Source organism: Streptomyces sp. Y2F8-2, from assembly GCF_014905555.1.
Classification (GTDB): Bacteria; Actinomycetota; Actinomycetes; order Streptomycetales; family Streptomycetaceae; genus Streptomyces; species Streptomyces cynarae.
Genome location: NZ_BNGS01000013.1, coordinates 167,021 through 186,718, shown reverse-complemented (window position 1 = coordinate 186,718; position 19,698 = coordinate 167,021). Strand labels below are relative to the sequence as shown.

15 protein-coding genes are annotated in these 19,698 nt (G+C 72.9%); 9 read left to right on the top strand and 6 right to left on the bottom strand.

All coding sequences use genetic code 11. From position 1 onward, the window contains the following. Positions 1-176 precede the first annotated feature (176 nt). The gene (locus tag SY2F82_RS34640) at positions 177-2,240 is read left to right on the top strand and encodes a ricin-type beta-trefoil lectin domain protein (RefSeq protein WP_308437808.1); all 2,064 of its coding nucleotides are present in this window, start codon (positions 177-179) and stop codon (positions 2,238-2,240) included. 19 nt (positions 2,241-2,259) lie between these two features. On the opposite strand, the gene SY2F82_RS34635 is transcribed toward SY2F82_RS34640, so the two are convergent. Further along, a complete protein-coding gene (locus tag SY2F82_RS34635) occupies positions 2,260-4,656 on the bottom strand; it encodes a SpoIIE family protein phosphatase (protein WP_200423032.1) in 2,397 nt (798 codons plus the stop codon). Positions 4,657-4,903: 247 nt separating this feature from the next. On the opposite strand from SY2F82_RS34635, the gene SY2F82_RS34630 reads away from it, so the two are divergent. The 5 genes from SY2F82_RS34630 (at position 4,904) to SY2F82_RS34610 (ending at position 12,141) form a co-directional block, all read left to right on the top strand. Further along, positions 4,904-8,038: a glycoside hydrolase family 2 TIM barrel-domain containing protein gene (locus SY2F82_RS34630; protein ID WP_200423031.1), complete on the top strand. Its 3,135-nt coding sequence runs from the start codon at positions 4,904-4,906 to the stop codon at positions 8,036-8,038. A gap of 104 nt (positions 8,039-8,142) precedes the next feature. Then, the gene (locus tag SY2F82_RS34625) at positions 8,143-8,388 is read left to right on the top strand and encodes a hypothetical protein (protein WP_200423030.1); all 246 of its coding nucleotides are present in this window, start codon (positions 8,143-8,145) and stop codon (positions 8,386-8,388) included. Between the two features lie 3 nt (positions 8,389-8,391). Further along, positions 8,392-8,769 (top strand): toxin Doc, encoded by a 378-nt coding sequence (locus tag SY2F82_RS34620; RefSeq protein WP_200423029.1) that lies wholly within the window; start codon positions 8,392-8,394, stop codon positions 8,767-8,769. Positions 8,770-9,402: 633 nt separating this feature from the next. Beyond that, positions 9,403-10,893 carry an RICIN domain-containing protein gene (locus SY2F82_RS34615; protein WP_374707231.1) on the top strand — a complete coding sequence of 497 codons (1,491 nt, stop codon included), beginning with the start codon at positions 9,403-9,405 and terminating at the stop codon, positions 10,891-10,893. 147 nt (positions 10,894-11,040) lie between these two features. Next, positions 11,041-12,141: a glutamate--cysteine ligase gene (locus SY2F82_RS34610; RefSeq protein ID WP_200423027.1), complete on the top strand. Its 1,101-nt coding sequence runs from the start codon at positions 11,041-11,043 to the stop codon at positions 12,139-12,141. 77 nt (positions 12,142-12,218) lie between these two features. On the opposite strand, the gene SY2F82_RS34605 is transcribed toward SY2F82_RS34610, so the two are convergent. Both SY2F82_RS34605 and SY2F82_RS34600 read right to left on the bottom strand, forming a co-directional pair. Further along, on the bottom strand, positions 12,219-13,238 hold the full coding sequence (locus SY2F82_RS34605; protein ID WP_200423026.1) for a 2-hydroxyacid dehydrogenase: 1,020 nt from the start codon (positions 13,236-13,238) through the stop codon (positions 12,219-12,221). Continuing rightward, positions 13,235-14,404, bottom strand: coding sequence for a lactate 2-monooxygenase (locus SY2F82_RS34600; protein WP_200423025.1), 1,170 nt, complete (start codon positions 14,402-14,404; stop codon positions 13,235-13,237). The genes SY2F82_RS34605 and SY2F82_RS34600 overlap by 4 nt, the downstream gene beginning before the upstream one ends. A gap of 135 nt (positions 14,405-14,539) precedes the next feature. On the opposite strand from SY2F82_RS34600, the gene SY2F82_RS34595 reads away from it, so the two are divergent. Continuing rightward, on the top strand, positions 14,540-15,709 hold the full coding sequence (locus SY2F82_RS34595) for a CdaR family transcriptional regulator (protein WP_200423024.1): 1,170 nt from the start codon (positions 14,540-14,542) through the stop codon (positions 15,707-15,709). Positions 15,710-15,715: 6 nt separating this feature from the next. On the opposite strand, the gene SY2F82_RS34590 is transcribed toward SY2F82_RS34595, so the two are convergent. Continuing rightward, on the bottom strand, positions 15,716-16,393 hold the full coding sequence (locus tag SY2F82_RS34590; protein ID WP_200423023.1) for a cyclase family protein: 678 nt from the start codon (positions 16,391-16,393) through the stop codon (positions 15,716-15,718). After that, positions 16,393-17,988: a cytosine permease gene (locus SY2F82_RS34585; protein ID WP_200423022.1), complete on the bottom strand. Its 1,596-nt coding sequence runs from the start codon at positions 17,986-17,988 to the stop codon at positions 16,393-16,395. Before SY2F82_RS34585 ends, SY2F82_RS34590 begins: the two co-directional genes overlap by 1 nt. Before the next feature lie 306 nt (positions 17,989-18,294). On the opposite strand from SY2F82_RS34585, the gene SY2F82_RS34580 reads away from it, so the two are divergent. Then, positions 18,295-18,657, top strand: a complete 363-nt coding sequence (locus SY2F82_RS34580; protein ID WP_200423021.1) for a MerR family transcriptional regulator — start codon at positions 18,295-18,297, stop codon at positions 18,655-18,657. On the opposite strand, the gene SY2F82_RS34575 is transcribed toward SY2F82_RS34580, so the two are convergent. Next, complete coding sequence (locus SY2F82_RS34575) at positions 18,621-18,992, bottom strand: hypothetical protein (RefSeq protein WP_200423020.1); 372 nt, start codon at positions 18,990-18,992, stop codon at positions 18,621-18,623. The genes SY2F82_RS34580 and SY2F82_RS34575 overlap by 37 nt on opposite strands. Positions 18,993-19,316: 324 nt before the next feature. On the opposite strand from SY2F82_RS34575, the gene SY2F82_RS34570 reads away from it, so the two are divergent. After that, complete coding sequence (locus SY2F82_RS34570) at positions 19,317-19,676, top strand: J domain-containing protein (protein WP_236041967.1); 360 nt, start codon at positions 19,317-19,319, stop codon at positions 19,674-19,676. Positions 19,677-19,698: the final 22 nt, after the last annotated feature.

The window sequence follows — 19,698 nt, the reverse complement described above, 5'->3', positions numbered from 1 at the left end:
CATTGCTTTCACCGCGACGCACGCAGGCGCCGTCGATCCCCGCCCGCTCCACGAGAGCTGCCCAGGGCGGAGTTCGGCCTGACGGACAACCTTTCCATGGACACCCCCGCGTGCTGTCGGCCGGGCGTGCCTCCATTGGTATGTACCAAGAACTCGCGTGGCTTTTTTGGAGGAGCGTGGACGCGAAAGGTGGGGCCCTGAACCATTCCCCCGACCCCGTTCCGTCGTACGGCGTCACTGACGAACAGCTCGCCGCCGAACTGAAGAAGTCCGCCGGGAAGAGGCCCGTGCACCATCCGGTCGGCGAACTGCTCGACCGGCACTGGGAAGCCGCCTTCTCCTACGCCCGCCTGTGCACGGACGGTGCGCATCCCGCGGGAATGCTCACCACCGCCGCATTCACCCGGCTCTTCGAGGATTCCGCGCGCCAGGGCGGACCCACGGCGGCCTGGCGGCCCCAATTGCTGGTCGCCATACGGCGCCTGGCGGCCGAATGGGACACCGACCACCGGCGCGAGCTGCTGCACCCCGTCCTCCGTTCGGACCCCGCCCTGGGTGAGCGCGCTGCGGCGCGGCTGCTGCCGCCCGGGAACCGGCGGCTGGTCTCCCGCGCCTTCCCGAGGCTCGCCGAGCCGGCCCGCTGTCTGCTGTGGCACGTCGAGGTCGAACGTGAGGAAGTCACGCTTCCCGCAGCCCTGTTGGGGATCGACGCGGGCGACGCCGAGGTGCGGCTCGAGCGGGCGCGCGAACAGCTGCGCGAGGCATGCCTCGACGTCCACCGGGAGTCCGCGCCCGACGAGGAGTGCCGCCGCTACGTCCGACTGCTGGACGTCTCGCTGCGCCGGGAGAACCCCGTCCTCGACCCCGACCTGCGCCTGCACATGGACGGCTGCGCGCACTGCCACCACGCCGCCGAGCAGCTGGAGGGCTTCCGCGCCCGGCTTCCCCTCCTCCTCGCCGAAGGTGTGCTCGGCTGGGGCGCACAGGCCTACCTCGACGACGCGGCCGCACGCACCCGGGCGGCCGAGCCGGTCCCGGCAGCGCCCGTGGGCGGAGAGCCACTGGTCGACCCGGCCGACGCGCACCGGCGGTTCGCCCCCGAGCCGCCGGCCGATTCCGCCGACGCGTACGGGCGGTTCGCCCCAGAGCCACCGGCCGATTCCGCCGACGCGTACCGGCGGTTCGCCCTCCAGCCCGAGCCGTCTGCCGACGCCGGGTACCGGCCCGCCACGGACGTACCCGGCAGCGACCCCGGCCGAGCCACCCGTGCCACCCCGGCCGCCTCCGCCGGGCTCGGCCCCCGGTCCGCCGGCGCGCACAAGGCCCCCCGCCGCTCCCCTCAGCGCCGGCAGCTCGTCCTCGCCGTGGCGACGGTGAGCGCGCTCATCCTGCTGCCGCTGGCGGTGTGGTCCGTCGCCCACTCCGCCGGGGGCGCCCCCTCCGCCACCGCCGCGCCGTCCGATGAGCCGAGCCCCGGAGCACGGGCGAGCGCCTCCGGATCGCCCTCGTGGGTCGGCGCCGCCGCCGAGGTCCCCACCGGTGCCTTCCGCGGCCGGCTGCGCAACCAGGACAGCGGGCTCTGCATCGGCCTGGACCGCAAGCAGGCGGCGGCCGGCGCCGAGGCCGTACTCGTCTCGTGCGCCACGTCCGCGACCCAGCAGTGGGCGTACGAGACGGACGGACTGCTGCGCAGTGTCGCCGCACCCGGACTGTGTCTCGACTCCCACCTCGGCTACTCGGCGCAGCTCGCCCCGTGCGTGGGACAGTCCCGGCCCGAGTCGAAGAACGTCCGCTACGACTTCACCGTGCAGGGCGCGATCGTCCCGCGCTGGAACCAGGACCTGGCGCTGACCCCGGCCTCGCCGGCCACCGGGGCGGGGCTCGTGGTCAAGCCGCGCACGGAGGACGGCACCCAGCACTGGCTCACCGACACGCCGAACTCGCTGCGGATGCAGTCGGTCAACTGGGGCAGGGACGCCGAGACGGCCACCCCGACGGCCCCGAGCGCCGCACCCTCCCGTACGACCACCCCCACGACGCACGGCGCCCCGAAGCCGGCTCCCACCCCCGCCCGGCCCACCCCGGGCACGAGTCGGCCCTCCTCCCCGGGAGGGGGAGCGTGCTCCTCCCCGGACTGCGCCCCCAACGGCCCGGGTGGATACGGCGGTTGGGGTGGCTACGGGGGATACGGCGGATACGGGGGCTGGGGACCCTACGGCGGCGGGGGCGGCCGGCGCTGACCGGGCGGGCGGCCGTGCGTCACTCCTGGACCAGGTTCAGCTCCGCCCAGATCGTCTTGCCGTCGGCGGTGTGGCGGCTGCCCCATCGCTGGGTGAGCTGGGCCACCAGGAGCAGCCCGCGGCCGCCCTCGTCGTAGATCCTGGCCCGGCGCAGGTGCGGGGCGGTGTGGCTGGTGTCGGAGACCTCGCAGATGAGTGTCGCGGCGTCATGGATCAGCCGCAGGCGGATCGGGCGCTCGCCGTACCGTATGGCGTTGGTGACCAGCTCACTGACCACCAGTTCGGCCGTGAACACGGCGTCCGTGTGTCCCCACGTCTCCACCTGCCCGGCGACCTGCTTGCGGACCGCGGCGACCAACGCCGGATCCGCGGGGATGTCCCAGGTCGCCACCTGGGAGGCGGGCATCGAGCGGGTGCGGGCGAGCAGCAGGGCCACGTCGTCGGACGCCCCGCCCGGGGGAAGCAGCGCGTGCAGGACACGGTCGCAGGCCTCGTCCAGGGAGCCGGGGGCGGACGCCGGGTCCGCGGTGGGCGGTCCGGCCAGGGCCGCGCACAGCAGCTCGCGGCTGGTGTCCACGTCGCGTTCGCGGCTCTCGATCAGCCCGTCGGTGTACAGGCCGAGAACGGTGCCCTCGGGCAGGGCGATCTCGGCCGACTCGAAGGGCAGCCCGCCCAGGCCCAGGGGTGGCCCGGCCGGCAGTTCGACCGGCCGGGGCGGCCGGCCCGGCACCATCATCATGGGGGTCGGATGACCCGCGCGGGCGAGAGTGCACCGCCGTGAGATCGGGTCGTACACCGCGTACAGGCAGGTGGCGCCGACCTCTCCGGTGACGCCGTCCTGACCGGCCTCCCCGGAGAGGCGTACGACGAGGTCGTCGAGGTGGGTGAGCAGTTCGTCCGGTGCCAGGTCGATGTCGGCGAGCGTCCGCACGGCGGTGCGCAGCCGGCCCATGGTCGCGGAGGCCTGGATGCCGTGTCCGACGACATCGCCGACGACCATGGCTACCCGCATCCCGGACAGCGGGATCACGTCGAACCAGTCGCCGCCCACCCCGGCGCGCGCCGCGGGCAGATACCGGGAGGCGGCCTCCACCGCTGCGGTGCGCGGCAGGGTGCGGGGCAGCAGGCTGCGCTGGAGGGCGAGCGCGGTCCTGCGCTCGCGGGAGAACCGGCGGGCGTTGTCGACGCAGACGGCGGCCCGGGCGGTGATCTCCTCGGCGAGCAGCACGTCGTCGGCCGTGAAGGGGGCGGGGCGCCGGAACCGGGAGAACACGGCCACCCCGAGGGTTCCGCCGCGGGCCTGGATCGGCACCGCCATCGTGGAGTGGATGCCGTGGTCCCGTACCCGTGCGGCGCGCACCGGGTCCCAGGCGAGCCACCGGCCGAGCTCGGTGCCCGCCGCCACGATCGTCCGGCCGGCCACCAGGGCGTCCGCCTGCGGTGAGGGGCTGGGGTAGAGGTCGACACGGCCGGGTTCGAGGACCGCCTCGGGGCAGCCGGGGGTCACCGACCGATGGGCGGCCCGGCACAGCGCGACCGGCGCGGTGAGCGAGGCCGGATAGCCCTCGAGATCGTCGGCGGGCGGATCCAGCAGGTCGACGCTGACGAAGTCGGCGAGCGCGGGCACGCACACCTCGGTGAGCTCCTGCGCGGTGCGGGTGACGTCGAGGGTGGTGCCGATGCGGACGCTCGCCTCGTTGACGAGTTGCAGTCTCTCCCGCGCCAGGTACGGCTCGGTGAAGTCGTGGGCGGCCACGCACACGCCCCGCACCCGTCCCCCGGCGTCCGTGATCGGGGACATCCGGGCCAGCCACGCGTGCATGCCGCCGTCGCCGCCGATCGGCACGTAGCTGTGGACGTCGTTGCCCCGTCCGGTGGTGAGCACCCGGTACATCTGCCGTTCGATGTCCTCGCTCTGCGGCCGGCCTCCGATCTCGGACAGCCTGAGTCCCCTCAGACGTTCCTCGGGCAGGCCGATCACCTCGGCCATGGGGCCGTTGATCCGGTGCAGGCGCAGCCGGTCGTCGTAGATCGCGACGGCGCAGGGCGACTGGGTCAGGTCGGCCCGCGCCAGCGGGTCGTCCACAGGAGGCGGTCCGCCGCCCGTGAGCGGGGTGACCACCAGCCAGCCGCCGTGGTCGCCGTCCTGCGGGGGCCGGTGATGGGCCAGCAGCCAGACGGAGAGTGTCCGGCCGTCGCGGTGCCGCAGGGCGAGAGTGCCGCTCCAGCGGGGATCCGGGGGGAGCACGGTGTTCGCTCCCGCGGCCAGCAGCTCGGCAGCGGGCCGGCCCACGACGTCGGAGGGGGCGTGGCCGAGCAGCCTGCGCGCACCCTCGTTCCACTCGACCAGGACGCCCTCTTCGTCGATGAACGCCCGTGCCGTGTCGGCGTCGTCGAACGGATAGCCGGAGCTCATCGTCGCCACTCCATGGTGCACACGCACAGTGAGCAGAGCGCGTCACTGGTGTTCCAGCGTAGTGCCAACCGGGGGTCCGTGAACCCGCGGGCATCACCGGAAGAAGGGAGCGGATCCGGCCGGACGTGGCGGGTGGGGCAGAAGGACGCTGCCGCACCCTTGACGGGCATGTGTGCCACACCGTCAGAATCTGTTTGGTCACGATCAGTTGTGAGTACTTCTGGGCCCTGATGAGGGAGAGCCGCCCATGACGGTCACGCGCAGATCGGTCCTGATCGCCGGTACGGCAGCCCCGGCGGCCGGCGCACTCCTCGGCGCCGGGAGCACTCCGGTGGCGGCAGCCGCCCGCGCTCCGGGGCGCCGGACGGTGGCCCTCCGCGACGGCTGGCGGTTCGCGCTGGTCGACCCCGGCGGCATCACCGACCCGACGGGCGCGTACTCCCCCAAGCCCTCGGCTTCGCTCGAGCAGGGGGGACTCCCATCCGCCGCCGCGCCGGGGTACGACGACTCGGGCTGGCGCGAGGTCGCGGTGCCCCATGACTGGAGCATCGAGCAGACCCCCACCACAGAGCACGGCACCACCAGCGGCACCGGCTTCTTCCCCGGCGGTCTCGGCTGGTACCGCATCGCCTTCACCCTGCCGTCGACGCTCGGGGGTAAGCGGATATCGGTGGAGTTCGACGGCGTCTACATGGACTCGTACGTCTACTGCAACGGCACCGAGGTCGGCCGCCACCCGTATGGCTATACCGGTTTCGCCTTCGACCTCACCGATCTGCTGCACACCGACGGCACCACCGAGAACGTCCTCGCGGTCAAGGTCCAGAACCAGCTCCCGAGCAGCCGCTGGTACTCGGGCAGCGGCATCTACCGCGAGGCCCGGCTGGTGATCACCGAGCCGGTGCACGTGGCGCGCTGGGGCACCCATGTCACCACGCCGGACATCACCGAGGCCCGCGCCGTCGTCCGGGCGCGCACCTCGGTGGTGAACGAGTCGGGGGCCACGGTCGACGTGGAGATCCGCTCGACGGTCACGGACCCGGACGGCCGGACCGTCGCACGGACCTCCTCCACGGTCACCGTCGCCGGCACCACGACCGAGACCCATGAACTCGCCGCCCCCAGACCCCGGTTGTGGGACTTCGCGACCCCGGACCACCGGTACACCCTGCACACCGAACTACGGGTCGGCGGCGGGAGGGTCGACACCTACGACACCACCTTCGGCATCCGTTCCTTCCGCTTCGACCCGGACGAGGGGTTCTCCCTCAACGGCACCCACGCCAAGATCAAGGGTGTCGACCTGCACCACGACCAGGGCGCGCTCGGGGCGGCGATCAGCATCGACGCCGTGCGCCGACAGATGACGATCATGAAGTCGATGGGGGTCAACGCCTTCCGCACCTCCCACAACCCGCCCTCACCGCAGATGATCCAGGTCTGCGAGGAGCTGGGCATCGTGATGATGGTCGAGGCGTTCGACTGCTGGCACACCGGCAAGACCACGTACGACTACCACCGGTTCTTCGACGACTGGTGCGAGAAGGACGCCACCGAGATGGTGCTCGCGGCCCGGAACTCACCGGCCGTGGTCCTGTGGTCCATCGGCAACGAGATCCCCGACTCCACGTCCACCGCCGGGCTCGCCATGGCGGACCGGATCATCGGCGCGATCAAGGCCGCCGACGACACCCGCCCGCTGGTCATCGGCTCGGACAAATACCGCAGCGTCCCGAAGAAGGGCACGGCGGCCGACCTCATGCTCGCCAAGCTCGACGGCCTCGGCCTGAACTACAACACCGCCAAGTCGGTGGACGCCCTGCACGCCGCCTACCCGCACCTGTTCCTCTTCGAGTCCGAGTCGTCGTCCGAGACCTCGACGCGCGGCGCCTACCAGGAGCCCGAGCACCTCAACACCGGCGAGAACCACACGCCCGGCCGACGCGCCACCTCCTCGTACGACAACAACCTCGCCTCCTGGACCATGAGCGGCGAGTACGGGCACAAGAAGGACCGCGACCGGAAGTGGTTCGCCGGGCAGTTCCTGTGGTCGGGCATCGACTACATCGGGGAGCCCACGCCGTACGACGTCTTCCCGGTGAAGGCGTCCTTCTTCGGCGCCGTCGACACGGCCGGCTTCCCCAAGGACATGTACCACCTGTTCAAGAGCCAGTGGACCGGCGAACCCATGGTCCATCTGGTGCCCATGACCTGGAACCACGAGAAGGGGGACACCGTCGAGGTCTGGGCGTACGCCAACGTCGACACCGTCGAGCTGTTCCTGAACGGAAGGTCCCTCGGGACGAGGAAGTTCGACACCAAGAAGACGACGGACGGGCGTACCTACCTGGAGACCACCGAGGCGACCGGTGACGACAAGACGTTCACCTCGGGTCCCTACCCCGGCAGCTACACGAGCCCGAACGGCAGCGCGGGCAAGCTCCACCTCACCTGGAGGGTGCCCTTCGAGCCGGGCGAGTTGAAGGCGGTCGCGCGACGGGACGGCAAGGTCGTCGCGACCGACGTCCTGCGCACCGCCGGGCCCGCGCACGCCCTGCGCCTCACTTTGGACCGCGCGTCCCTGGCCGCCGACGGCCGCTCCCTGCTCTTCGTGACCGCCGAAGTCGCCGACGCCCACGGCGTGGTGGTGCCCGACGCCGAGGACCTGATCACCTTCGACGTGAAGGGCGGCTCCCTCGCCGGGCTGGACAACGGCCGGGAGGAGAGCGCCGAGCGCTACCAGGCCACCACCCGGACCGCCTTCCACGGGAAGGCACTCGCCATCGTGCGCTCGGGCACCCGGGCGGGGGCCCTGAAGGTGACGGCCCGGGCGGACGGGCTGCGCACCGCCACCGCGACCGTCCGGGCCACTCCCGCGCGGTCCACCGCACTCACGCCCGCGCCGGTGTTCAAGCCCGACCTTCCGGCAGCCCTCACCTACCCCCACGCCGACGCCAGTTACTCCGGCCGCCCCGACACCCTTCCCGCCGCCATGCTCGACGGCGATCCGGCCACCGGGTGGTCCAACGCCTTCTACAAGTCGGCCACCGCCCTGCTGCCCGCCTTCAACGGCGCCCGGCCGGAGGACTGGGTGTCGGTCGACTTCGGGCGGCGGCGGACCATGGGCCGCGTCGAGGTCTCCTTCACCGTCGACGCGACCCACGCCCTGCCCGCCTCGGTCGAGGTCTCCGTCTGGGACGGCGAGCGGTACGTGCCCGTGACCGGCGCCGCCGTGGACCGGGCCACCGCCTCCGACGCCCCGACCGTGATCACCTTCGACGCGGTCAGCGGCTCCCGCCTGCGCCTGACGATGACCAGCGCCCGGCCGGGCGCCGCCGACGGCGCGGTCCGCATCAGCAGGCTGGAGGTCCCGGCCGGCTGAGCCGGGGCCCTGAGGTGCTGTGCGGCACTGCCGCCGGTACCGTGGACACCCCACGTTGACCTGGGGGTATTTACGAGTAAGTACCCTCGCTGTACCGTTACGGCATGCCAGCCCTCAACGTGGAGTTCAGTGATCGGGAGCTAGAGGACCTGCGGCAGATCGCCAAGGAGCGCGGTACGTCGATGAAGGCCCTGGTGCGTGAGGCCGCCGCGGCCGACATCGCCCGGCACCGGGCCCTTCAGGAGGGTGCCGAGGCCTTCCGCCGGTTCTTCGCCACGCACGCCGACGAGTTCGCGGCGGCCTTCCCCGACGACGAGCCACCCGTGAAGGGCGAGGGGCAGGACGCCTGACCGATGACCTCCGTCATCCACATCGACGTGCCCTGGCTGCTCCAGCGCCACGAAGAGGTCCTGCCGGACCAGCCCGTCATCAACGACTTCTCCGCGCTGGTCGCCGCGGTCGCCCGGCACCGCGTGGACCCGCCCCGCCTCGGTGTGGACTCCGACCCGGCCTGGCGCGCCGCCGCCCTGCTGCACACCCTCGCGCTGCTCAAGCCGCTGCCGTCGGCGAACGCCCGCTTCGCCTGCGCCACCGCAGTCGCATACATGTTCGTCAGCGGCGTAGGCATCGACCCGCCCTACGGCGCCCTCGTCGACCTCACCCGCGACCTGATCTCCGGCAAGGCCGACGTCTACGGCGCCGCCGACCGACTGCGGTCCTGGCAGATCTGAGATCGCGCGCACCCCTGTCCGCGCGCCTTCTGGGCCGCCGACCGAGGGCGGGGGATCGGGGTCGGCGGCCCGTTGCGCGCGGCAGTGCCGCCGTGCCGCGCGGGGCCGAAGAGAAGGCCGGCTCCAGTGGACTACGGAGCCCCGCCGCGGCGGGAGCGTGCGAGCGACGCCGACGTGGGCGCACGGTTCACACGGGGCGCGTGGGGCCGGCGAAAACGGTTACGTAAACACGGAGTTGGTGCCAGGGGCTCCCACTGTCCTTTTCCTGGTGCCGATGTTGTTCAAGTGCCTTGTTGGCCGTCAGTGACCTGTGCAAAGGTGACCTGTCTGTGCAGGGGCAATGGCCGGGGCGGCATCGCTGCTCGCTATTCCGGACCGTCGGCGAGCTCAAAAGGCTCGTCCGCCGACGATCGCCGTGCAGCCGTCACCCGTGACCTTTTCCCGGCGCGGCGCTGAAATGGCCCGGCAACCGGGTCCTTTCGGAGAGCAGAACTCCGTGTGCAGCCTTGTGCTTTGGAAGGAACCCGCTCAGTGCACACCCCCCACCCCCCGCGTCCGCCCTATCCTCCCCGTCCCGGCGCGGCACCGGGAGAATCCGACGAGAACCTGGCCGCCCGGCTCAGGGGCCGGCCCGTGGGCGAGACCGCCCAGCCCGTCGCGCTGCTGATGGCCAGACACTGGCAGGCGGCGTACGACTACGCGGTCATCTGCCTCGCCTCCTCCCGCGACGTCGCCGCGATGGCCACCGCCGCCGCCTTCCACCGGGTCCTCGGCGACCTCACCCGCTCCCGTTCCGCGGTGGCGCTGCGTCCGAGGCTTCTCGTGGCGGTCCGGGACACGGTCGCGGAATGGGCGGCGGAGGACCGGATATCCGGTGCCCTGCCGGAGCTGAGGAAACCCGCGGGGGGCCGCGGTATGCGCGCCGCGAAGTTCCTGACACCCGAAAACAGCGCCCTCGCCGAACACGCTTTCCGCGCTCTGTCCCCATTCGCCCAGTCCCTGCTGTGGCACACCGAGGTCGAAGCCGAACACATATCCGTCCCTGCCGTTCTGCTCGGCATGGACGCCGAGACCGCGGCGGCCGCACTGGAACAGGCGCGCGAAGAATTCCGGGCGGGCTGTGTGCGCGCCCACCGGGAACTCGCGCCGAGCGCCGAATGCCGCTTCCACAACCGGCTGCTGGACATCCCCCTGCGCCGCGGCGGCGACCTGCTGCCCGAGGTGCACCAGCATGTCCTCCAGTGTCGCCACTGCCGTTCCGCCGCCGAACAACTGCGCCGGTGCGAGGACGGCCTCGGCGCGCTGCTGGCCCAGGCGGTCCTCGGCTGGGGCGCCCGGCGCTACCTCGACTCCCGGCACGGCCGCACCCCGCACCCCGCGCGCGCCGGTTCCCGCGGACGGCGCCCGGGCGGCGGCGGACGCCACCGGCTGCTCACCCGGATGCCCGCGGCAGGCCGCTGGATCACCGCGGGGGACCGGAAGTCCAGGACGCTGCTGACCGGCGTCGGCTTCGCCACCGTCGCCGTCCTGCTGGCCCTGCTGGTCACCGGAGTCTGGACCGACGACGGAAGCGGCGCCGACCCGGTCGCCTCCACCAGCGCCGACGGCGGCCCCGACACCCCCTCGCCCCGCTCCGGCCCCCAGGCGCCGCCCGACACGGCCGGACTGCCCACAGCCCCGCAGGAGACCCGGCTGCGTGCCGTCGCCGCAGGCCTCTGCCTCGACATCCGCGGCACGGTCGGCGCAGGCGCGGGCACCCGGCTCGCGACCTGCTCCTCGGCGTGGACCCAGAAGTGGTCGTACGAGAGCGACGGCCTGCTGCGCAGTGTCGCGGACCCGGGCCTGTGCCTCGACTCCCACGCCACCGACGGAGCCGTCACGCTCGCCCCGTGCGTCGAGGCGGGCCAGGCACACGCCGACGACGTCCGCTACGACCTCACCGTGGGGGGCGAGTTGCTCCCGCGCTGGGGCGCGGGCCTCGCCGTCACACCCGCGAGCCCCGACCCGGACGCCGACATCGTCGTCAAGGACCGCGACGGTTCCGACGCCCAGCGGTGGGCGACCGATGCCCGCGCGTACGGGCAGCCGGCGGCCCTGGACGGACCCGTCCTCGATGCCGTCTGAGCCACCGCCCTGCTCCGAGCGACACACCGGCGAGCCGAGGGCCGCGTCCTCATACCCGACTACCGTCCGTCCAGGAGGGTAGTCGGGGTGGGCGGATGGCCCGTGATCACCAGCGGTCGCGGCAGACGGACAGAGAGGCGGCATGACGTGCGGACCGTCGGAGTGGAAGAGGAACTCCTCCTGGTCGACCCGGAGACCGGTGAGCCGAAGGCGTTGTCGGCCGCGGTGCTCGCCCGCGCCGCGCAGGACGAGGCGGACGAGGGCCTGTTCGAGAAGGAGCTCTACGGTCAGATGCTGGAGTTCGCCACGCATCCGCAGACGGACATGGCGGAACTCGGCGCCGAGATCGTCCGCTGCCGCCGGGAGGCGGCCGAACACGCCGGGGGGATCGGCTGCGCCGTGGCGGCGCTGGCCACCTCACCGCTGCCGGTGAGCCCGTCCATCAGCATGAACCGCCGTTACCAGTGGATGGCCGAGCAGTACGGCATCGCCACGAGGGAACAGCTGGTCTGCGGCTGCCATGTGCACGTCTCGGTGGAGTCGGACGAGGAGGCCGTCGCGGTGGTCGACCGCGTGCGGCCCTGGCTCCCCGTACTGGTCGCCCTGAGCGCCAACTCCCCGTTCTGGCAGGGCAGGGACTCCGGCTACGAGAGCTACCGCAGCCGGGTGTGGGGGCGCTGGCCCTCCGCGGGGCCGACCGAGTTGTTCGGGTCGCCCGAGCGGTACCACCGGCGAGTGGCCGACATGGTCGCCACCGGAGTCATCCTCGACGAGGCGATGGTCTACTTCGACGCGCGTCTGTCCGAGCGGTACCCGACGGTGGAGCTCCGGGTCCCCGACGTCTGCCTGCACGCGGACACCGCGCAGTTGATCGCCACCCTCGCCCGCGGGCTGGTGGAGACCGCGGCGCGCGAGTGGCGGGCGGGCCGGGAGCCGGTGGACCACAGCGTGAGCCTGCTGCGGCTGGCCGCCTGGCAGGCGGCCCGGTCCGGCCTGGCGAGTGAGCTGCTGCACCCGAGGACGATGCGGCGCATGCCGGCGGAGTCGGTGGTGCGGGACCTGCTCGACCACGTCGGTGACGCGCTGGCCGGAACCGATGACCTCGACGGGGCCGACCAGGCCGTGACCGGGCTGCTGGAGCGGGGAAACGGCGCCCGGGTGCAGCGGGAACTCATGGAGCGCACCGGAAGCCTGCGCGACGTCGTCCTGGAGTGCGTACGCCACACCCAGGGTGAGCTGCAGCCCTGATCCGGCGTCGGAAACAGCGGCCCGCCCAGGCCCGGCACACCTGGGGGAGCCGCAGTCCCGTCGAATCGTCGGTGACGTCAGGACACGACGTCCCGGAGCTCCTCGCGCGCCAGGAAGTCCGCCGCGTTGCGGACCGCCGCCAGCGCGATCCGCACCAGCGTCTCCCGGGTGACACCGGCGACATGCGGCGACAGCACCACGTTCGGCGCCTTCAGCAACCGCAGGGCGGAGGTGGGCGGTTCGGGGTCGAAGACGTCAATCCCCGCCCCGGCCAGCGCGCCGGCCTCCAGCGCGTCCGCCAGCGCGTCCTGGTCGATCAGGGCGCCCCGCGCCGTGTTGATCACGAACGCGGTGGGCTTCAGCAGCGCGAGGCGCTCGGCGTTCAGCAGGTGCCGGGTCGCGTCGGTGAGGGGCGCGTGCAGCGTCACGTAGTCGGAGGTGCGCAGCAGTTCGTCGAGGCCCACGTACCGGGCCCCGAGCCGTGCCTCCGTCTCCGCGTCCGACGGCTCCGGGCCCGCGTACACGATCGACATGTCGAAGGCGGCCGCCCGGCGTGCCACCTCCTGGCCGATGTGGCCCAGCCCGACGATGCCGAGTGTCTTGCCGGACAGCTCCGTGATCGACTGCTGCAGCCGGGGCAGCGCCCAGTCGGCGTCGACGAGCGCGGTGTGCGCCGGGACCAGCTGCTTGGCCAGGGCGAGCATGAGCGCGAAGGTCTGCTCGGCCACGTTCTGCTTCTCGGCGCCACTCGAGCCGATGTTGCAGACCGGGATGTTCCGCGCACGCGCCGCGGCCAGGTCGACGTAGTCGAAGCCGTGACTCGCGCACTGGATCAGCCTCAACTCCGGTGCGACGGCGATGTGTTCTTCGGTGACGGGGCCGAGCCCTGTGACGATGACGTGGGCCTCGCGCAGCGCCGCCGGATCCTCGTCGGTCCTCTCCACCACGGTCACCCGGGCCTCGCCGGGGAAGACGGTGGCGAGCGCGGCGCCCGCCTGCCGCCCGCCGACGTGCGGCGAGACGACGGCCAGGACGTTGTGGGTGTCGGTCGTGCCGGTGGCGCCGGTGGTGTCGGCGGCGTCGGTCGTGTGGGTCATCGGGTTTCCTCGATCAGGTCGGCGAGGCCGAGTGTGGCGGGGCGGGCGTGCCCGGACAGGGCGAGGGTGAGGTCGAACTCGGCCAGCAGACAGCGGATCACGTGCTCGACGCCCGCCTGGCCGTCGAGCCCGAGACCGTAGGCGTACGGCCGTCCCACGAGCACCGCCCGCGCGCCCAGCGCGAGTGCCTTGAACACGTCGTCGCCGGTGCGGATCCCGCTGTCGAACAGCACGGTCAGCCGGTCCCCGGCCGCCTCCACCACCCGCGGCAGCGCGTCCGCGGCGGCCAGAGAACCGGCCACCTGCCGGCCGCCGTGGTTGGACACCACCACCCCGTCCATCCCGGCGTCGGCGGCCGCGCGGGCGTCGTCAGGATGCAGGATGCCCTTCAGGACGATCGGACCGTCCCAGTGCTCCCGCAGGAACGCCAGGTCCGGCCAGGTCTTTCCGGGGTCCGCGAACATGTTCACGAAGTGCAGCACGGCCGCGTTCGGGTCCTCGTGCACCGGCTTCGCCAGACCCGCCTGGAACGCCGGGTCGGAGAAGTAGTTGGCGGTGCCCACCCCGTGCAGGAACGGGAGATACGCCTGGTCGAGGTCGCGGGGCCGCCAGGCCAGCAGCGGGGTGTCCAGCGTGACGAACAGCGCCGTGAACCCGGCCGCCTTCGCCCGGGTCAGGAAACTGCGGGTGACCTCGCGGTCCTTGGCCCAGTACAGCTGGAACCACCGCTCACCGTCACCCGAGGCCTCCGCGACCTGCTCCATCGGCGTGCTGGACGCCGAGGACAGGACGAACGGCACGCCCTGCGCCGCCGCGGCCCGCGCCGCCGCCGTTTCGGCGTCCGGATGCATGATCGACAGCACGCCGATCGGAGCCAGGGCCAGCGGTGCGGGCAGCCGCCGCCCCAGCACGTCCACGGACAGGTCGCGGTCGTGCACGTCCCGCAGCATGCGCGGCACGATCCGGCGCCGCTCGAGCGCGGCCCGGTTCGCCCGGGCGGTGCTGCCGGTGCCCGCGCTGCCCGCCACATAGCCGACCGGGCCGGGACCGAGCCGCTGCTCGGTCAGCGCCTCCAGCCGGGTCAGATCGGTGGGCAGCCGCGGAACGGCGCCCGTCATGCCGTTGAGATAGATCTCGTACTGGAAGTCCGCCCAGTGCTTCGCCATCCCGTACGTCCCGCCTCTCGTCCCTGAGACCGCGTAGACCGCGTAGTAGGACCACGCGTACGCCGACGATCCTGGCGACCGTGACAAGGTCCGTCCACCGTGGTGCGCACATCGGGCGGCTGGAATCATCACCCTGTGACAAGTGAGCCGCTCAAGACCCGCAGCGCCGTCCGGGCGGAGATCGTCGCCGACCCTCGGGTCGTCGAGGCGGTCGTCGCCGCCGTCCACGCGACGGTGCCGGTGTACGCGGCGCTCGACGACAGCCGGCTGCCGGAGGTGCGGGCCATCGCGGCCTGGGGCGTGGACCGGCTGCTGCACCTGTGGGCCACCGACGGCGCCCTGGGACCGGCCGATCTGCGCCGCTTCCGTGGGATCGCGGCGGCCCGTGCGGCCGACGGCCGGCCTGTGCAGGCCGTGCTGCGCGCCTACCGGGTGGCCGCGGCCGTCCTCACCGAGGAGGTCGCCGCCCGTGGCCGCGCCCTCTCGGCGGCGGACGGCCTCTCCCTGGCCCGGGTCCTGCTGACGGCCCTGGACACCCTGTCGGAGGAGATGACCACGGCGTACGCGGCGACCACCGAGGACCTGGCGGGGGACCGGGACCGCGCGCTGCGACTGCTGCTCGACGACCTGATCGCCGGCCGGCACGCCTCGGTGGGCGCGCTGACGGACCGCTCGGCCCGGCTGGGCGTCCAACTCCCCGACCCGTACTGCCTGCTGGTGGCCGAGCCCGCGACCGGTGGCGGTCCCGACATGTCGTACGAGGCCGCCGCCGGACTCCTCGGGGCGCTCGTCGGCGGCACCGGGTCGCTGTCGACGGTGCGCGGCTCCCGCGCGGTCCTGCTGCTGCCCGCCACGGCCGTCGGCCGGGCACCGGCCCTCCTGGACGCGCGGGCGTGGCGTGGCTGCGCCATCACGGGCGAGGGCCTGGACCGGGTCGCCGTCGCGCACCGACTGGCTGCCGACGCCCTCGACTCGGCCCCCGCCCACGCCCACCGGCCCGACCGCATCCTCAACGACGCCGACGCACACGTGCTGGCCCTGCTCGCCGGCCACCCTGCGGCCACCCCGGACCACATCGCCCGTCTCGTCCTCGGCCCGCTCACCGACCCGGAACAACGCCACCTGCTCCAGGCCCTGACGGCGTACATCGACGCGGGCTCGGCCACCGCCGCCGCCCGGGCCCTCCACCTCCACCCCCAGTCCCTGCGCTACCGCCTGCGCCGCGTGCACACCCTGACGTCCCGCGACCCACGCGACCCCTGGCAGCGCCTGACCCTGGACATCGCCCGCACGCTCAAGGCCTGACCGGCCTCACGCCCTGGCCCCGGCACCCACACGGGCCACCGCCCGGACCGGTGCGCCGTCCGCGCCCGGCAGGTGCAGCGGGAACAGGAACACGTCCACCGGGCGGCCCGCCGCCTGCGCGGCGGCGACCTGGTCCAGGCCCGTCAGGTTCTCGGCGATCACGCCGCCCACCCCGCACAGCACCCGGTGCGCGGGCAGGTCCGGGTCGCCGGTCGCGTCCACGCTCAGCGCGTCCACCCCGACGGTGCGGACGCCCGCGCCCACCACCGCCTCCATCGCCTCCGGCGTCAGCCAGGGATGGGCCAGGTAGGCGTCCGTGCCCCAGTACGCCGACCAGCCCGTGGCCACCAGCAGGATCGCGCCTGGCCGCAGTCGCAGCAGACTCAGCGCGGGCGCCAGCAGTTCGGGTGTGAGCGGCGTCCGGGCCGGCAGACCCCGTACGTCCGCCACCACCGCCGGGCCCGCGAACCGCTCCAGCGGCAGTGCGTCCAGCGCGGGCCACGCCGAGTCCACGTGGTACGGCGCGTCGACATGCGACCCGGACTGCGAACCCAGGTGCAGGGCGAGCACGTTGACCCCGTCCGTGGCCACCCGCAGCGCCCGCTCCACCGCGACCTGCGGGTCACCGGGATACACGGGCATCCCGGTGACCACGGGCACCGACAGGTCGAGCCAGGACTCCATCAGCCGCCCTCGACCGCGTGTGCCGGGGCCAAGTCGCCCTGCGGCGCCCCAGGACCGGTGATCGCCGGCACGGGCACCTCGGCCGTACGGGCCAGCCGCGCGCCCTCGGGCCCGTACGCCGCCCGGGGCTCGGGGAAGAGCCGCAGCAGCGCCAGGTACAGGACCGCGGCGACGGCCAGTGACAGCGGCAGGCTGATGTCGACGCCGTTCGCCAGGTTTCCGAGCGGGCCGACGAACTGGCCCGGGATGTTCGTGAACAGCACGCCGATCACCGCCGCCACCCACCAGGCGGTCATGCCCCGCCAGTTCCAGCCGTGCGCAAACCAGTAACGGCCGCCGCGCTGACGGCGGTTGAAGACCTGGAGCGCGTCCGGGTCGTACCAGCCGCGCCGGGTGTAGAAGCCGAGCATCATCACGACCATCCACGGAGTGGTACAGGTGATGATCATTGTGGCGAAGGTGGAGATCGACTGCACCAGGTTCAGCCCGAAACGGCCGATGAAGATGAACGCGATCGACAGCACGCCCACTACCAGCGTCGCCTGCACCCGCGTCAGGCGGGGAAAGACGGACGAGAAGTCCAGGCCCGTCCCGTACAGCGACGTCGTGCCCGTCGACAGGCCCCCGATCAGCGCGAGCAGGCACACCGGCAGGAAGAACCAGGTCGGGGAGATCGCGAGCAGTCCGCCCACGAAGTCCGGGGCCGAAGGGTCGACGTACCTCGGCGCCTGCTTCGCGATGATGCTCGCGGTGGCGAGCCCGAACACGAACGGCAGCAGGGTCGCGATCTGCGACAGGAACGCGGCCCCGACCACCTTGCGGCGCGGCGTGTCCGCGGGGATGTAGCGCGACCAGTCGCCGAGGAAGGCGCCGAACGACACCGGGTTCGACAGCACGATCAGCGCGGCGCCGATGAAGGACGGCCAGAACAGCGCCTTGGTCGCCGGGTCGGCCGAAGCGGTGAAGACACCCGCGTACGACGGGTCGAAGTCCCCGGCGAACGCGATCGCGCCGAGCAGGAACAGTACGGTCGCCGACGTCACCGCGATCTTGTTGACGAACAGCATGAACCGGAAGCCGTACACGCACACCGCGAGCACCAGGCCCGCGAACAGCGCGTACGCGACGACGTACGACGGTGTACCGCGCTCGAGCCCGAACAGCCTGTGCGCGCCGCCGACCAGGGCGTCGCCGGAGCTCCACACCGAGATCGAGAAGAACGCGACGGCCGTGAGCAGGGACAGGAACGAGCCGACCACGCGGCCGTGCACCCCGAGGTGCGCGGACGAGGAGACCGCGTTGTTCGTGCCGTTGACCGGGCCGAACACCGCCATCGGACACAGGATCAGCGCACCGGCGACCACGCCGAGGACCGTCGCCGCGAGCCCCTGCCAGAAGGAGAGGCCGAACAGGATCGGAAAGGCGCCGAGGACGCAGGTCGAGAAGGTGTTCGCGCCGCCGAAGGCGACCCGGAACAGGTCGAGCGGAGTCGCGGTGCGGTCGGCGTCGGGGATGCGCTCCACGCCGTACGCCTCGACCTCCGTGAGGGAGGGCGGCGCGGCGGCGGAGGCGGAGGAGGCGGAATTCTCGGGCAACGGGGCTCCAGCGGGGGAGGGACGGTGGAGCGCGTTCGTGGCGCTGCGGGGCCGGACGGCTGTGGGCCACCGCAGGGGTGCGCGGTGCGCGAGGAAGCCGTCCATGGGGATTCGCCGACGCTAAATCCGCGGACACGGCCCGCGCCAGAGGATTCTTCATCCATTTCGGGGACGCCAGGTGGATGATTCGTCCACTGCGCGCCATGCGCCCCGACGGCCTTCGATGGCCGTCCACCCTGTTCTGGGGCAGACAGGAAATCTGTAATCTGAGGTGGAGGTCTGGTCCGTCGGACCGAGGAGTCGAGGATGGCCCTCTCCATCGACGATGCCGATGCCGCGTTGTACACGATCGGCCAGGTCGCCGAGATGCTGGGCGTCCAGCCCGCCTTCCTGCGGCGGCTGGACGCCCACGGCATCGTGGTCCCGGCCCGCTCCGCGGGCGGCCAGCGCCGCTACTCCCGGCGGGAGATCGACCGGGTCGCCGAGGTGGTGGACCTGGTCGCGGAAGGAGTGACCCTCGCCGGGGTGCGGCGCGTCCTAACGCTGCGCGAGCGGGTGGGAATCCTGGAGGAGGACCTGGCCGCCGCGCGCGCCGCGGCCGCGCCGCCCGGGGACCGGAGCCGGGCGGACGGTCACCCGGACGAGCGGCCGGGAGCCGCCTCCGGCTGAGAGCGGGCGTCGGCGGGCAGCATCGGTGCGTCGTGCCGCTCCGGGCGGTGGCTGCCGTCCCCGGGCACCGGGCTGCGCGGGGCGTCGGCGCCGCCGGGCAGCGGCACGGGGCGGCGTGCCACCAGACGGCCGACCCAGCGGCGGCCGCAGTGCACGCACGGCGGCGCACCCTCCAGGGTGTACGGGGAGGGCACGGGGGTGTTGTCCCGGTAGAAGTACTCCCATTCGTCCCCGTGGCCGTCCGTGGACCGCTGGACGTCGTAGTCGACGCTCCAGCGGTGCCAGCACGAGCCACAGGTGAACTCGACACGTTCGACGGCCAGTTCGGTGATCATGCACACCACCTCCGGTCGGTCGGGAGCGGGCGGTGGCGATCTCCCTGACGTCGGCGGCGGGACACCCGGCGCAGACGTCAGGGAGATCGCGCTCCACGTTCACGTCGACGGACTTCGGATCGACGCCCGGCGGATCGAAGCGGACGATGAAAGAGCGTTCCGATGGGCGTCCACCGGTGCCTACGGACACCCCTATACATCGCCAGGCCAGGCTTGACAAGAGGCGACTCAAGTTTTATCCAGACTAGTGAGGAAGTCAGGTGCGAACCCGCAGCCCGGAGGGGCAGCCGCCGGGCCGCTCGCAGTCGGCGAGGAGGTGGGACGGTGGACACGCGCAGGGCCACCGGCGCCGCGCCGGACCCCTACGACGTCCTCGGGGTGGACCCCTCGGCCTCGCCCGAGCGGATCACTGCGGCGTACCGGCGCCTGGTGCGCCGACTGCACCCCGACACCCGGTCGGACGAAGTGACCGAGGAAGCGCTCGCGCGGGTGCTCGCCGCCTACGAGACGCTCCGTGACCCCGCCGCACGCGCGGCCCTGGACCGCCGGCGGCGCGCCAAGCCCGCTGCCGGCCCCACCCCGGTGCGTGGTGCCACGGCCGTCGAGACGACTGCCACGGGGCGGTTCCCGGCACGGGCGCCCCTGCTGCGCGCGGGCCCGGTTCGGGTGGAACGGACCCTCTGACCCGCTGGAGGAAGACGGACGA